This window comes from Caulobacter sp. GW821-FHT09B08 (genome assembly GCF_059418225.1).
The window spans coordinates 338,695-352,296 of record NZ_JBWKPL010000005.1 but is presented as its reverse complement, the minus strand read 5'-3'; the positions used below and the strand labels follow the sequence as shown (position 1 = coordinate 352,296).

The 13,602-nt window shown below is 68.2% G+C and carries 15 protein-coding genes; 4 read left to right on the top strand and 11 right to left on the bottom strand.

The features are described from left to right. Positions 1–21 precede the first annotated feature (21 nt). Positions 22–210, top strand: coding sequence for a hypothetical protein (locus AC07OA_RS16770; protein WP_494664945.1), 189 nt, complete (start codon positions 22–24; stop codon positions 208–210). Here AC07OA_RS16770 and AC07OA_RS16765 read toward each other — a convergent pair. Genes AC07OA_RS16765 through AC07OA_RS16750 form a run of 4 tightly spaced genes read right to left on the bottom strand, consistent with a single transcriptional unit; the run spans position 207 to position 4,268 of the window. Further along, positions 207–1,157, bottom strand: coding sequence for a helix-turn-helix domain-containing protein (locus AC07OA_RS16765; RefSeq protein WP_494664944.1), 951 nt, complete (start codon positions 1,155–1,157; stop codon positions 207–209). The genes AC07OA_RS16770 and AC07OA_RS16765 overlap by 4 nt on opposite strands. Before the next feature lie 10 nt (positions 1,158–1,167). Beyond that, entirely contained in the window at positions 1,168–2,244 is a 1,077-nt protein-coding gene (locus AC07OA_RS16760; RefSeq protein WP_494664943.1) for an acetamidase/formamidase family protein, read from the bottom strand. A 12-nt stretch (positions 2,245–2,256) separates the two neighbouring features. Further along, positions 2,257–3,048 carry a 4,5-DOPA-extradiol-dioxygenase gene (gene ygiD, locus AC07OA_RS16755; protein WP_494664942.1) on the bottom strand — a complete coding sequence of 264 codons (792 nt, stop codon included), beginning with the start codon at positions 3,046–3,048 and terminating at the stop codon, positions 2,257–2,259. Beyond that, entirely contained in the window at positions 3,045–4,268 is a 1,224-nt protein-coding gene (locus AC07OA_RS16750) for an aromatic ring-hydroxylating oxygenase subunit alpha (protein WP_494664941.1), read from the bottom strand. The genes ygiD and AC07OA_RS16750 overlap by 4 nt, the downstream gene beginning before the upstream one ends. A 276-nt stretch (positions 4,269–4,544) precedes the next feature. On the opposite strand from AC07OA_RS16750, the gene AC07OA_RS16745 reads away from it, so the two are divergent. From AC07OA_RS16745 to AC07OA_RS16735, 3 genes are all read left to right on the top strand, one after another. Then, positions 4,545–5,402: a TauD/TfdA dioxygenase family protein gene (locus AC07OA_RS16745; protein WP_494664991.1), complete on the top strand. Its 858-nt coding sequence runs from the start codon at positions 4,545–4,547 to the stop codon at positions 5,400–5,402. A gap of 137 nt (positions 5,403–5,539) precedes the next feature. Next, entirely contained in the window at positions 5,540–6,394 is an 855-nt protein-coding gene (locus AC07OA_RS16740; protein WP_494664940.1) for an oxidoreductase, read from the top strand. After that, a complete protein-coding gene (locus tag AC07OA_RS16735) occupies positions 6,391–6,876 on the top strand; it encodes a VOC family protein (RefSeq protein WP_494664939.1) in 486 nt (161 codons plus the stop codon). Before AC07OA_RS16740 ends, AC07OA_RS16735 begins: the two co-directional genes overlap by 4 nt. Before the next feature lie 146 nt (positions 6,877–7,022). On the opposite strand, the gene AC07OA_RS16730 is transcribed toward AC07OA_RS16735, so the two are convergent. Genes AC07OA_RS16730 through AC07OA_RS16700 form a run of 7 tightly spaced genes read right to left on the bottom strand, consistent with a single transcriptional unit; the run spans position 7,023 to position 13,573 of the window. Next, a complete protein-coding gene (locus AC07OA_RS16730; protein WP_494664938.1) occupies positions 7,023–7,829 on the bottom strand; it encodes an NAD-dependent epimerase/dehydratase family protein in 807 nt (268 codons plus the stop codon). A gap of 2 nt (positions 7,830–7,831) precedes the next feature. Beyond that, positions 7,832–8,644 carry a TauD/TfdA dioxygenase family protein gene (locus tag AC07OA_RS16725; RefSeq protein ID WP_494664937.1) on the bottom strand — a complete coding sequence of 271 codons (813 nt, stop codon included), beginning with the start codon at positions 8,642–8,644 and terminating at the stop codon, positions 7,832–7,834. Between the two features lie 15 nt (positions 8,645–8,659). Beyond that, positions 8,660–9,154 carry a flavin reductase family protein gene (locus AC07OA_RS16720; protein ID WP_494664936.1) on the bottom strand — a complete coding sequence of 165 codons (495 nt, stop codon included), beginning with the start codon at positions 9,152–9,154 and terminating at the stop codon, positions 8,660–8,662. A gap of 2 nt (positions 9,155–9,156) precedes the next feature. After that, positions 9,157–10,542 carry a zinc-binding metallopeptidase family protein gene (locus AC07OA_RS16715; protein WP_494664935.1) on the bottom strand — a complete coding sequence of 462 codons (1,386 nt, stop codon included), beginning with the start codon at positions 10,540–10,542 and terminating at the stop codon, positions 9,157–9,159. Positions 10,543–10,544: 2 nt separating this feature from the next. Then, a complete protein-coding gene (locus AC07OA_RS16710) occupies positions 10,545–11,204 on the bottom strand; it encodes a cysteine hydrolase family protein (RefSeq protein ID WP_494664934.1) in 660 nt (219 codons plus the stop codon). Then, a complete protein-coding gene (locus AC07OA_RS16705) occupies positions 11,201–12,265 on the bottom strand; it encodes an LLM class flavin-dependent oxidoreductase (RefSeq protein ID WP_494664933.1) in 1,065 nt (354 codons plus the stop codon). The genes AC07OA_RS16710 and AC07OA_RS16705 overlap by 4 nt, the downstream gene beginning before the upstream one ends. 12 nt (positions 12,266–12,277) lie before the next feature. After that, the gene (locus AC07OA_RS16700; protein ID WP_494664932.1) at positions 12,278–13,573 is read right to left on the bottom strand and encodes an MFS transporter; all 1,296 of its coding nucleotides are present in this window, start codon (positions 13,571–13,573) and stop codon (positions 12,278–12,280) included. Between the last annotated feature and the right edge of the window lie 29 nt (positions 13,574–13,602).

The window sequence follows — 13,602 nt, the reverse complement described above, 5'->3', positions numbered from 1 at the left end:
TCCAGTCGGAAGGAGATCGCCATGCCCAACGCCGCGACCCGAGACGCCGAAAGACTTGTCGAGGCGCTCAAGAGCCAACCCCAGCCTGACCTGAACGATCAGGGCGACATCGCCGCGGACGACGCGGGCGGTACGGCGATCGCCGAGCGGGCCGCCGCCGGCCTGCCCCGCTTCCGGAACGACGAAGAGGCGCTGCCGGACCGCCCCTAGGCCGCCGCGCTCTGCCGGAACTCGCGGGGCGAGACGCCGTACTGGTCGCGGAACGCCCGGCTGAAATGGGCCGAGCCGTTGAAGCCCCAGCGGAAGCAGATCTCGGAAATCGACAGCCGCGCGTGCTGTGGACTGGACAGGTCGGTGCGGCAGCGCTCCAGCCTGCGCGTGCGCAGATAGTGGCTGAAGGTCTCGTCGGCGCTGGCGAACAGCTTCTGGACGTAGCGGGGCGAGACCCCCTCCTCGTCGGCCACTCGGCGCAGCGACAGGTCCGGGTCCGGCAGCAGAGTCTCGATGGTCTGGCAGAGGCGCTGCAGGTGGGCCGTGGGCGCGCCGCCGCCGGCCGCCAGGATGTCGGTCGCCGCCCCGCCTTCGACCAGGCAGATGGACAGGAACTCGGTCAGGGCCAGTTCCACCGGCCGCAGTTGGTCGACGGTCAGGTCCTCCAGGCCGTCGGCCGTGGCCCGCAGCAGGCCCGACAGGATGTGGGGCACGCCGCTGGCGCACTCCAGCCGCCCGACCCGCAGATTGACCGGCGCGATCAGCCGATGGTCCAAGGCCACGCGCGGGGCGCGGACGAACATCAGCCGGCAGCGGGTCTCTAGGCGCAGGGCGGCGGCCTGGCCGGTGGGGCCGTAGGCGATGTCGCCGGGGGCCAGTTCGTCGGCCAGGTCGTCCGTGACCAGGGTGGCCTCGCCGCTCAGCAGCACCGCCAGCCAGACGGCCGCCGGCTGACCCGACAGGCGTCCGGTGATCGCCTGCGCCCCGGCCTCGACCAGGGCGAACTCTATGCCCAGGGGCGATGTCAGGCACACCACCGAGGCGCTGGCCGGCTCGGCGTCGGGCAGTCCTTCGATCGGCAGGCCCAGCCGGCTCATCGCCTCGCGCCAGGCCTCGGCCCGTTCGGCGCGGGGATGGCTGTCGGTGCTGAACGACCAGGCCTTCATCGACAGGCTCCTATCCCTTCATCTTCGGAAAGATGTCGCGCGGGATGCGCACGTGGCAGCCCTGCTTGCCGTCGACCACCTGGGTGACGCCGAAGTCGGACGCGACGCTCATCAGCGAATAGGCGTCGTTCTTCGACAATCCGACGTGGTCGGACAGAAGGGTCAGCATGTTCAGCGAGGCGTCTTTCATGGCCACGTTAAGATCTTCGTGGAAGCCATGGACGATCCACCACTTCGGGGTCTCCAGCAGAGGTCCGGGCGCGACGAAATCCTTGCGCAGGACGATCTGCATCAGGACGTTCAGCGAGCTCTCGATGGCCGTGCCTGACAGCTCGCCGTCGCCTTGGCTGACGTGGGGGTCGCCGATCGAAAACAGACCGCCCTCGACCTGGACGGGGTAGTACATCGTCGCCCCTGCGCCGATCCGCCAGTTGTCGATGTTGCCGCCGTGGGCGCCGGGCGGGATGGTGCTGACGCGGCCGTCGACGGCCGGGGCCACGCCCGCCGTGCCCAGGTGCGGCCGGGCCGGAACCCGCACGCCGCCTAGGGCCGGCTGGCGGTCGCACTCGGGGCAGTTGGTGATCGTGCCCGGGATCAGGTACTTGCCTTCGAAGTCGTAGGCGTAGAGGGCGCTGGCGGTGTTGGTGTTCTGATCCAGCTCGTAGATCGTCACCCGCTCCTTCTCGCCGAACTCCTTGTAGAGATAGCCCCAGTTGGCCGCGAGGTTGGAGCCGTAGTTGTTGCGCGGGACCATGCGCAGGTAGCGCACCTCCAGCACGTCGCCAGGCTTGGCGTCCTCGACATAGATCGGCCCGGTCATGATGTGGACGCCGGGATTGCGGTCGTCCTCGGGCACCTCGGTGAAGATGCGGGTGACCGCCTCGTCCATCATCAGGTCGGGCGCGTCGCCGGCGTGGTGGGTGATGGCTTCGGCGCTGACCAGGTCGCCGCTCTTGATGCGCAGCGACGGCTTGATCGAAGGATCGAAGTAGCCCCAGTGAATGGTCTGCGGCGTGGCCTTCAGCGTGTGCAGGGCGGTGGGCAGGACGTCCGGGCGGGTCTGGCCGGGTTCGCAGATGAAGGGCATCGGTGTCTCCGGTCAGTGGGCGGCGGCGAGCGTGACCGAGGTCATGCTCAGCGAGCCGTGCTCGATATGGTCGGGGGCGAAGCTGGCCACGTCGCCCGGCAGGCGCGCGCCCAGCACGTAGAGCAGCGGCCAGTAGTGGTCGGGCGTCGGCACCGACTTGGCGGCGTCCTGGCCCAGGGCGGCGAAATTCACGGCCCGCTCGGGCGCGTCGTCGACGACGGCCTGCTTGATGTAGTCGTTGAACCGCAGCGACCAGTCGTACGGCGCGCAGTGGCGCTCGCCCCAGTTCATGGCCGGCAGGTTGTGGACGATGTTGCCGGTGCCGACGATCAGCACGCCCTCGTCCCGCAACGGCGCCAGGCGCTTGGCCAGCTCGAAGTGCCATTCCGGCGGCTTGGAGGCGTCCATGCTGAGTTGGACCACCGGCACGTCGGCGTCGGGATAGACCTTGCTCAGCACCGACCAGGTCCCGTGGTCCAAGCCCCAGGCCTGCTGGTCCAGCGCCACCGGCTGGGGAGCCAGCAGGTCGCGCACCCGCGCCGCCAACTCGGGCGAACCGGGCGCGGGATACTGCACGTCGAACAGGGCCTGCGGGAACGAGGCGCCGAAGTCGTGGATGGTGCGCGGGGCGGTCATGGCCGTGACGCCCACGCCCCGGGTCAGCCAGTGGGCCGATATGCAGAGGATGGCCTTGGGCTTGCCGAACGCGTCCCCCATGGCCTTCCAGGTCTTGGTGGTGTCGTTGGTCTCCAGGGCGATCATCGGGCTGCCGTGACCGAAGAAGACGACGGGCATCCGGCTCATGCGGCAACCTCAGCTTTCGAAACCTTCTCTTGGGCGGTTTTCTGGGCCGCCCAGGTCTTCTGGTAGCGCGGCGTGAGCCAACGGTTGAACTGCACCTGCGCCCCCTCCTGCCAGGAATAGCGGCCGCGCACGGCGAAGCGCGAGCGCAGGCCCACCTGGACCAGTTCGTCGACATGCATGTCCTGGGCGATGATCTTGCCCGCCGAGGTCATGATCATCTCCAGCCGCTCCTCGAAGCCGTCCACCTCCGTGGCGCCGGGCGCGACCAGCAGGCCGGTGTCCTGCTCCATGGTCTCGGGGCCCGTGGGCCGCAGGATCAGGTAGATGACCATGTCGCTGGTCATCACCAGCGACAGCGTCGGTGGGATATTGGCGAAGGTGGCGCGGTTGCGGTCCTCGTCGGTCAGGCCCGGGAAGATCGGCAGCACCGCCTTCTGCGTCGGGTTGAAGCTGACGTCCGGATGGGTGGTGCCGTTGTAGCGCAGGAAACCGGCGTCTCCCTCGCCCGCCTCGGGGAAGCTGCACAGCTCGCTGGGGATGAAGTCATGCAGTGGGCCGCGGTGCAGCTTGTTGGCGTGGTAGCCGTCGTTGTTGTTCTCGAACATCACCTTCCAGTTCCAGGCGAACTGGCCGGTCATCGGCGGGGTCAGGCCGTGGGCGTTGCTCAGGTCGTAGTTGGCGATGGCGCCCTCGACGGCCGTCAGGCGCGGGGCCAGGGGTGGCGCGTCGGCGTCGAAATTGATGAAGATGAAACCCAGCCAGACCTCGACCTTGAAGGTCGGCAGCTTGATGGCCTTCTTGTTGAAGTCGCAGGTGCGCTCCATGGCCGGCGCGTTCACCAGGTCGCCGTTCAGCGAATAGACCCAGTGGTGATAGGGGCAGACGAAGCCGCGGGTGTTGCCGCGCCCCTCGGCCACCAGCATGGCGCGGTGCTGGCAGACGGCCGACATGGCCTTGATCTCGTCGGAGCGGTTCTTGGTGACGATGATCGGCTCGCCGATGATCGTGGTGGTGAAGTAGTCGCCCTGCTCCTTCACCCAGTCGGTGCGCCCCACGCACAGCCATTCGTGATTGAACAGCGCTTCCTTCTCGAACTCGTAGAAGGCCGCGTCGGTATAGCAGGCCGGCGGCAGGGTTTCGGCCGCGCCGACGTCGAGCATCGAGCGCGACAGGCCGTCGAAGAAGGCGTCGTCGAGATGGGGGGCGGGCGTGAGGCCCATGGCGGCTGCGCTCCTTCGCAAGATCGATACGAAGGCTAGGCTCGGCGCGCCCCAGGGTCTTGCACCAGCGCGCACGATAAGTTGGTCGTCGCCCGGGCGGCGGGCGGCGTCGCCGGGTTCTCGGGCGGAAATGAGCAAAAGTCGCGCAAGCTTGCGGCGCCCGGCGACTTTGCAGCAGGCGCACGGAAAGCGGTCGGGCGCGTATGGGCAAGACGCGGCTTAAGACCCCGCCTAGGGTTGGATTCAGAACGCTTTCAAAGGACCGCGCCCGTGGACATGACGCTCGCCGACGACCTGACGATCTCGGAACTGAAGCCCGGCTTCGGCGCCCGCATCCACGACCTCGATCTGACCGCCGCGAGCGACGCCGAGATCGACAAGGTGGTGGCCGCCTTCCACCGCCACGGCGCGGTCGTGGTGCCGGGCCAGGACATGACGCCCGACGACCTGATGCGCTTCATCGGCCGGTTCGGCGACGCCGAGGACCACACCCAGACCCGCTTCACCCTGCCCGGCTATCCGAAGATCTTCATCCTCAGCAACCGGGTGGTCGACGGCAAGCCGATCGGCGCCCATAACGACGGCGTCGGCTGGCACACCGACTACAGCTACAAGCCCGAGCCGGTGATGCTGACCATGCTCTATGCGGTGGAGGTGCCCGACGAGGGCTCCGACACCCTGCTGGCCGACGGCTGCGCCGCCTGGAACGCTCTTTCGCCCGAAAAGCAGGCCGAGTTGCTGCCGCTGAGCCTGCACCACAGCTACAAGCACTTCATGGCCACCCGCCAGTTCGGCCAACAGCAGAACCTGTCACCGGAGCTGGAAGCCGCCAATCCGGACGTCGAGCACCCGCTGATCCGCACCCACCCCGCCGACGGCCGCAAGGCGCTGTGGCCCTCGACCGGTACGGTGACCGAGGTGATCGGCAAGCCCGGCCCCGAAGGCCTGGCGATGCTGGACGAGCTGGTGGAGTTCATGACCGGCGAAGAGTTCGTCTATGCCCACAAGTGGTCGAAGGGCGACCTTCTGATGTGGGACAACCGCTGCACCCTGCACACCGGCACGCTGTACGACGACACCAAGTACTTCCGGACCATGCACCGCCTGTGGGTGAAGGGCGACAAGCCCTACTAACCACCACGGTTGTCATCCCGGACGTAGCGCAGCGAAGATCCGGGACCGACGCCTGAGCGCCGAGCTTCCGGCGGTCCCGGATCGGCGGCCCTACGGGCCTGGTCCGGGATGACAAGTTTGAGAGTGTTGGAGTTTCCATGACCAAAACCTGGCTGATCACCGGCGTCTCCGGCGGGCTCGGGCGCGAGATCGCCCTGGCGGCCATAGCGCGCGGCGACACCGTGTTCGGCACGGTGCGCAAGGCGGCGGACGCCGACGCCTTCGAACTGCTGGGCGGCCACGCGCTGGTGCTGGACGTCACCGACGAGGCGGCGGTGAAAGCCGGCGTCGCCCAGGCCGAGAAGGCCGCGGGAGCGATCGACATTCTGGTCAACAACGCCGGCTACGGCCTGGTGGGCGCGGTCGAGGAGGCCTCGCTGGACGAGGTCCGGGTCCAGTTCGAGACCAATGTCATCGGCCCGCTGGCCCTGCTGAAGGCCGTGCTGCCGGCCATGCGCGCGCGGCGCGGCGGGCGGATCATCAACGTCACCTCGGTGTCGGGCCTGGCCGTCTGGGCCGGCACCGGCGTCTATTGCGCCAGCAAGTGGGCGCTGGAGGGCCTGACCCAGACCCTGGCGGCCGAGGTCGCGGAGTTGGGGATCAAGGTCACCAACGTCGCCCCGGGCGGGCTGCGCACCAGCTTCTCCACCGGTTCCAAGGCCATCGTCGCGACCAAGATCGCCGACTATGACGGCCTGGCCCGCGACGCCGAACGGATCATGGCCGACCACGCCGGTGCCGAGCCAGGCGACCCGGCCAAGGCGGCACAGGCCATCCTGACCATCGCCGACGAGGAGGCCCCGCCCCTGCACCTGCTGCTGGGCGAGGACGCGCTGAAATACGCCGGCTACGCTGCCGCCGGCCTGCAGGCCGACATCGACGCCTGGAAAGATCTCACCCTGTCGATCGGCTACGCCGACGGCCCCTTTTCTGTCCAAGAGGACCACCCGTGACCAACACCCTGATCTTCGTCGACCTGGCTTCCGAAGACCCGTCGGCCGCCGGCAAGTTCTACGCCGAGGTGTTCGGCTGGCAGAACGATGCCCGCCCCGAGGGCGAGTACCACCGCATGGTGCCGGGCGGCTTCTTCAAGAAGGGCGACGGGACCGACAGCGAGATCGGCAACCTGCACATCGGCATCTTCAAGGCCGCCAATGTCCGCCCCCACCCCGAGCCGTCGGGCGTCGAGCCCCGCCATCTGTCGACCGACGGCCGCAAGCCGCGCGTCTGGGTGCTGATTGGCGACGACGACACCCCCGAGCGCATCCTGGACACCGCCGTGAAGCTGGGCGCGACCGAGCTGTGGCGCGACCACTATTGGGCCGAGTTCAATGGCTACAACCACGCCTTCCGCGACCCGTGGGGGAACGAGATCCTGCTGTGGGGCAAGGCGGGGGCGAACCCGCAGATTCCGGAGAGCTATACGCGGGAGTAGTTTGGCCCTCACTTGCCCCACCTGACCGCTTCGCGGTCTGTCCGCCCCCGTAGGGGGCGGAGGCTGAAGAACGCGCGTCCTCCGCCCCCTATGGGGGCGGACAGGCGACGCAGTCGCCAGGTGGGGGCAAGTGGGTGCGCTCCATCCTACCGCTCCACGAAATCCTTCGCGCAGTACCAACCACCCTGGAACCGCGCCGCTACCGAATCCTCCGGCGGCCCCGCCAGCACCTCGTCGGCCCAGTCCTCGGCGTTGTCCACGGGCTCATACCCCAGAAACCCCGCCGCCGAATTGTCCCAGAAACTCCGCGTGTTGTCCGAAACTCCGTACACGGTCGCATAGTCGAAATCCAGCGCCTCGATCCCGCATCTCACCAGTTCGACCATGTCGCGCGGGCTAATCCAGACGGCCAGCTGGCGCGGGTCCGAAGGCCGGTCGCGATAGGCGCCGATGCGCAGGCTCAGCACCTGCAGGCCGAACTTGTCGGCGTACATCCGGCCCATGGCCTCGCCGAACACCTTGCTGACGCCGTAGTAGCTGTCGGGGCGCGGGACCAGGGTCTCGGCCGTCGGCGTGTCGCGCCGATGGAAGCCGGCCGCATGGTGCGACGAGGCGAACAGCACCCGCTTCACCCCGGCCCGCCGCGCGGCCTCGAACAGGTTGTGGACCCCGACGATGTTGGCCGGCAGCACCTGTTCCCAGGCGTTGGTCTCGGGCTCGACCGGCACGCCGGCCATGTGGACCACGCAGTCGATGCCGGTCATGGCGGCGACCAGGCCGTCGAGATCGAGCAAGTCGACGCGGAGCGTTTCCTCGCCCTGCCCCGCCGGCGCCAGCGGCGCGACATCGGCCAGGCGCATCAGGCCGTAGCGGCCGCGCAGGCCCTCGCGGATCGCCGAGCCGATCCCGCCGGCCGCGCCGAGAAGGAGCACCCGGCGCTGGGACGGCGTCATGGTCAGAACGGCTTGTCGCCCGCCACCGTCACCCGGTAGCCGGTGCGCGTGTCGGGGAAGTAGTCCCAGATTGCCTGGTGCCAGGTGCAGCGGTTGTCCCAGAAGGCCACCGAGTTCTTCTTCCAGCGGAAGCGCACCTGGAAGTCCGGGTTGGACGCATGCTGGTAGAGGAAGTTCAGGATCGCCGCGCTCTCGGCCTTGGACAGGCCCATGATCCGCGTCGTGTAGGACGGGTTCACGAACAGGCTCTTGCGACCGCTGACCGGATGGGTGCGGACGATCGGATGGACCGAGCAATTGTACTTGCGGTCGATGTCCGGAAAGATCGCCTTGTAGACCGGATTGGCGTCGTGCTCGGCCGACAGCCCTTCCAGATAGGCCTTCATCTTGTCCGACAGGGTCTCATAGGCCGCGTACATGCTGGCGAAGCAGGTGTCGCCGCCGTCGTCGGGCAGGACCTTCATGTAGAGGATGCTGCCCAGGGGCGGCTCGGGATCGCAGGTCAGATCCGAATGCCAGTTCTCGCCGGCCACGAACTTGGAATTGGCGTCGGCGTGGATGGCCACGATCTCGGGATGTTCGGCCAGGCCCGGGACGCCCGAGTGGATGGCCAGGTGCCCGAACTTGCGGCCGAAGTCCTTGTGGGCGTCGTGGTCCATCTCCTGGTCGCGGAAGAAGATCACCTGGTACTGGGTCAGAGCCTGGTGGACCTCCTCGAACTGGCGGTTCGAGAGCGGCTTGCCCAGGTCGACGCCGAAGATCTCCGCGCCGATCCGGCGCGTCATCGGCTTCACATCGAGAACGTCGTAAGCCATCGCGGCTCTACTCCACTAAGCGTTCAGGAAGCCGCCGCGCACATAGACGAGCGGGGCCTTGGCTTCGTCGACCACGACGCGCAGGACGCGGCCGACAAGGATTTCGTGATCGCCGCCGTCATGGGCGGCGTGCAGTTCGCATTCGACGGCCGCCACGGCGCCGGCCAGCAGCGGCGCGCCGCAGACCCCGGCCTCGACGGCGGTCAGGGCGAAACGGTCGTCGGCCCCGCTCTTGGCGAAGCGGTAGGCCAGGTCGCCCTGGTCGCTGGCCAGGATGTTGACGCAGAAGCTCTTCGCCTCGCTCAGCGCCGCCAGGGTGCGGCTGTCGCGCTTGAGGCAGACCATCATCAGCGGCGGATCCATCGACACCGAGCTGAAGGCGCTGACCGTGGTGCCGACCAGCCGGCCGTCGTGACAGACGGTGACCACGGTCACCCCCGCCGCGAAGCTGCCCATGGCTTTGCGGAAGTCGCTCGGCTCGGGCGCGAGTTCTCTGACTGCGGCGCCCATGCCTATTCGTTCCCGAACGGGTTGTCGGGATAGACCGCCGACGCCGGGCGCTTGGCGCTCTCGTCGGGGCTGGCTCGGCCGCAGACCGCCAAGGCGGTCAGGGCGTAGACCAGGGCGCTGTCGACCAGGTCCTGGGGCGTGGGCCGCCAGCGGCGGAAGCCGGTGGTGATGGCCGGGATGCGGTGCATGTTGAAGACGTTCTGGTCGCGCCACATGCTGGAATAGACCGGGTTGGCCAGGGCCACCGGGTGACCCAGGCTGAGCTTGGTGGCGTCGTCCACGGCGGCGACCAGCGGGGCCACCTCGCGGGCGTCGGCCTCGAAGCCGTGGCGCACCACGACCGGCTCGATGTCGATGCGGCCCAGGCCCGCTTCGCGCACCATGGCCTCCAGCGAGTGCTGGACCTCGGCCACGCGCTGCTTAGGGGTCAGCCCGACCTCGAGATAGAGGTTCACCAGCTCGGTCCCCGCCCCGAAGGCGAAGGGGATGCCGCCACGCACCGAGGCGATCTGCGACTTGGGCTGGGCCACGCCGCCGACGCTCTCGTAGCGGCTGTTCTTTTCGTACTCGCCGCTCCAGGCGTGGATCGCCTCGGTCAGCTTGCCGATCTTGTAGATCGGGTTGGGGTGCTTGGCGGCCGTTTCGGGATGGTCGAGCAGCGGGGTGAACACCCCCTCCCCCCACACCTGGAAGCGGAACACCGCATAGCCACAGCCCACCCAGGTCAGGCCGAAGTCGCAGCCCTCGGCGGCGATGGCGTAGTCGGGCGCGACGCCGCCGTGGTGGAACAGGTAGTGGGCCCCGATGTCCTTGCCCATATAGGCCACGCCCCGGTGCTCCTCGATCGGCTCTGGGCCGATCTCGCCGGGACAGGCGGTCAGGTACATCTTGCCCGCCAGTTCGTAGCCGGCCTTCTTGAGCGCCTTGGCGGCGATCATGAAGCAGCTCATCGGGCCACGATCGTTGGCGATCGGATATCCGTACAGCTTGCCGTCCTCCAGCCAGCACTTCTCCCACTCGGGATTGGCGATGGTCTCGGGGCTGTACTTGTAGGCGTCCAGGTCCGGGTTCCAGGTCGGCGCCTCGGTGTCGAGGTGGGCGGTGAAGAGCAGGTTCTTGCCCACGCCCTTGCCGCCGTGGGTGCCGATGATGTTGGGCCGCTCGGGCGTCGCCCCGACCTTGCGCGGCGAGAAGCCCTCGCGCGCCATCCAGTCGTAGACGTAGTTGGCGACCTCAAGCTCCTTGCCCGAGGGCGCGGGGATGTTGCCGAGAGTCAGGGCCAGTTCGACGATCTCGTCCTGGCTGATGGCGGCGGCGATGGCCGCGCGATCCTCGTCGGTGACGGTGTAGGGCGCGGCGGCGCCCATGGGCGGAAATCCGTCGGCCATACTCAAGCAGCCCCTTTCCAGGCGTTCGCGATCGCCGTCGTGTCGGTCAAGATCGCGCTGTTCAGCTCCATCACCTTCAGCGAGGCCTCGTGGATATCCGCCTCGTAGGCGGCGCAGGCGTCGGCGGCGACGAAGACGTGGTAGTCGAGGTGGAAGGCGTCCTGGACGGTGCCGCCCACGCAGCATTCGGTGGTCAGGCCGGCCACCACCAGGGTGTCGACGCCCATCTTGGTCAGCTGCATGTCCAGATCCGTGCCGACGAAGCCGCTGTAGCGGCTCTTCAGCACCACCAGCTCGTCCGGCAGGGGTTTGGGCCCATAGAACTCCGACCCGACCTGACCGGCCCGGCACAGGGCCGCGTCGGTGTCCGGGTCGCCGCCCCGCCGGCGCATGCGCTCATTCCAGGCCGCGGAGTCGGTCTCGGGCGTGGTCGACAGACCGATGAACACCACCGGCACGCCGGCCGCGCGGGCGTCGGCGACCAGTTTTTCGGCCGCCGCCAGGGCGGGCTTGACCACATCCATGTCGATGAAGGCGCCCAGCGCACCGTCGGGCGAGGCGAAGTCCACCTGCATGTCGATGACCAGCACCGCCGTGCGGCCCGGCGCGATCCAGCCGGCCAGGCCGTTGGCAACCTCGGAAACGGGGCTCACGGCGTTCACGAATAGACCGCCCGCAGGTCCGGCAGGATCTCGGCGCCGAACATGGTCAGCCCCTCGACATAGTCGGGGAAGATCAGCATCAGGCCGTCCAGCTGGCAGTAGTCGATATATTCCTTGATCTGATCGCCGCAGGTCTTGGGCGAGCCGACCACGGTGTGGGTCATGAAGGCGCCCTGCTGCTTGGCCACGGTATCTAGCTTGTCGGCCGGCACGCCCCAGCTGGCCAGCATGGCCAGGATCGCGCCCATGTCGGCGCCGTCCTTGTAGTGCTCGACCATGGCCGCGGCCTTGGCGTCGGTGTCGCCGTGGACCACGGTGCACATGGCGTAGGTCTTGATGGTCTTGCCCATGGACTCGGCCACCTTCTTGGCGCGCAGCGAGGCGTCGCGGCGCTCATCGGGCGTGCGGCCGCCGATGAAGCAGACGTCGGCCTCGCGCACCGAGAACTGGAAGCCCCGGTCGCTCATGCCGGCGCAGACGATCTCCGGACGCGGCTTAGCCAGCGGCTTGGGCTTGGACTGGCAGTCCTTCATGTTGAAGAACTTGCCGTCGAAATCGACGCTGTCTTCCGACCACAGGCGCTTGACGATGGTCGTCCATTCCTCGGTCAGGGCGTAGCGGTCGTCGTGGGACAGGCTGTCGTCCCACGCGCCCATCTGGTCGAACTCGCCTTTGTAGGCGCCGGCCACGATGTTGAGGCCGGCCCGGCCGCCGCTGATATGGTCCAGCGTGGCGATCATCTTGGCCGCCACGGCCGGGTTCTGCAGCAGCGGGTGGATGGTGGCCCAGATGCGGACGTTCTTGGTGGCCTCGGCGATGCCGGCCATCATGGTCACCGACTCCAGGGCCGTGCCCCAGTGGTCGGTCTTGCCGCCGAAGCCCCGGAACTTGCCCATGGACATCACGAAGTCCATGCCGACCTCGTCGGCCGTGACCGCCGCGGCTCGGTTCGTCTGATAGAGGCCGTCGAGGACCGGGGTGGTGTCGGAGATGATCCAGCCGCCGTTCGCGACCGGGAGGAAGACCCCGAAATCCTTGTGCTTGGATGGGCTATGGAACATGGCGCTCCTCCTTTACGCGGCGTCTTGAAGCATATCAGGGACCGGTTCTGCGACCGGCTCGACTTGGGTGGCCTTGCGCGGCGGGCGCATGAAACAGGCGGCGATGAAGATTACGCCGATTATCGCCGCGCACACATGGAAGGTGGGGACGAAGCTGCCCAGGCGGTCACGCATCACTCCGCCGACCACCGGCCCCAGGGCCGAGACCGCCCCCACCAGGCAGATCAGCGAGAAGATCTCCAGATTGTTCTTACGGCCATAGTAGTTGAGCAGAAGGATGCTGACCGCCAGCACGGTCAGGCCGAACCCGACGCCCACGCCGACGGCGAACAGCATCAGCAGCGGCCAGGTGGTGGCGTGGGCCAGGGCCGCCAGGCCGATGGCCATCATCCCCTGGGCGCCGGCCAGCAGCCAGCGCGGGTCGATCCGGTCGCCCAGGAGGCCCCCGCCCATGCGGGCCACCACCTGCATCAGGGATTCCAGGCTGATGGCGGCGACCGCCACGGCCGAGACCACGCCCAGCTCGTTGAAATGGGTCGGCGCCAGGCTGACGGCGGTCACCCCGCCCAGCAGGTGGGCGAAATAGGCGGCCAGGATCACCCAGAACTGCGGGGTGAGGACGGCCTCCTTCACGGTCCAGTCGGTCGCGGTGCGATAGACCTTGGTGTTGGCGGGAGCGGCCTCGATATCCTCGGCCACGGCCTTGTCGGTCTCGACGGCGGCGGCTTCCAGCCAGGCGCGGCCGCCGACCAGGGCCGCGCACAGGGCGCCGACCACGACGGAGGCCACGGCTTGGGCCCACCAGTAGGGACGCCAGCCGCCCTGGGCCATCTCCATGCCGCTGACGGCCATCCACGGACCGACCACACCGCCCAGCGAGCCGATGGTGAAATAGATCCCGAACGGCAGGGCGCGCTTCTTGAACAGCATCGACAGCACGTGGGTGCCGGGGATCAGGGCCATCATCTGGTAGCCCACGCCCAGCAGGGCCGTGCCGACCAGATAGACCGCCAGCCCCGGCGAGGCGGCCAAGCAGGTGAAGCCCGTCACCATCACCACCGAGCCGGCGACGATGGTGCCGCGCACCCCGATCTTGCGGATCAGTATGGCGGGCAGCTTGGAGGAGGCTCCGCAGAACGCGCCCAGGAAGGTGAAGCCCAGGAAGGCCGGGCCGAAGCCCCAGCCGTTCTCCTTGATCATCGCCGGCAACACCACGCCCAGGGACGAGAAGGTCGAGGCGGTGATCAGGAACAGCAGCAGGCTCAGCGCGCCGAGCAGCAGCCAGGATCTCCAGGGGATCGTCGACATGGGGGCCTCCGTGTTTAAGCGGACGATCC

Bases quoted from the DNA above. Each gene is read 5' to 3' on its own strand.
- AC07OA_RS16745 (WP_494664991.1), top strand. From the start codon at position 4,545: ATGACGCTCGCCGACGACCTGACGATCTCGGAACTGAAGCCCGGCTTC.
- ygiD (WP_494664942.1), bottom strand. From the start codon at position 3,048: ATGAGCCGGATGCCCGTCGTCTTCTTCGGTCACGGCAGCCCGATGATC.
- AC07OA_RS16740 (WP_494664940.1), top strand. From the start codon at position 5,540: ATGACCAAAACCTGGCTGATCACCGGCGTCTCCGGCGGGCTCGGGCGC.
- AC07OA_RS16700 (WP_494664932.1), bottom strand. From the start codon at position 13,573: ATGTCGACGATCCCCTGGAGATCCTGGCTGCTGCTCGGCGCGCTGAGC.
- AC07OA_RS16750 (WP_494664941.1), bottom strand. From the start codon at position 4,268: ATGGGCCTCACGCCCGCCCCCCATCTCGACGACGCCTTCTTCGACGGC.
- AC07OA_RS16760 (WP_494664943.1), bottom strand. From the start codon at position 2,244: ATGCCCTTCATCTGCGAACCCGGCCAGACCCGCCCGGACGTCCTGCCC.
- AC07OA_RS16730 (WP_494664938.1), bottom strand. From the start codon at position 7,829: ATGACGCCGTCCCAGCGCCGGGTGCTCCTTCTCGGCGCGGCCGGCGGG.
- AC07OA_RS16725 (WP_494664937.1), bottom strand. From the start codon at position 8,644: ATGGCTTACGACGTTCTCGATGTGAAGCCGATGACGCGCCGGATCGGC.
- AC07OA_RS16715 (WP_494664935.1), bottom strand. From the start codon at position 10,542: ATGGCCGACGGATTTCCGCCCATGGGCGCCGCCGCGCCCTACACCGTC.
- AC07OA_RS16720 (WP_494664936.1), bottom strand. From the start codon at position 9,154: ATGGGCGCCGCAGTCAGAGAACTCGCGCCCGAGCCGAGCGACTTCCGC.
- AC07OA_RS16765 (WP_494664944.1), bottom strand. From the start codon at position 1,157: ATGAAGGCCTGGTCGTTCAGCACCGACAGCCATCCCCGCGCCGAACGG.
- AC07OA_RS16705 (WP_494664933.1), bottom strand. From the start codon at position 12,265: ATGTTCCATAGCCCATCCAAGCACAAGGATTTCGGGGTCTTCCTCCCG.
- AC07OA_RS16770 (WP_494664945.1), top strand. From the start codon at position 22: ATGCCCAACGCCGCGACCCGAGACGCCGAAAGACTTGTCGAGGCGCTC.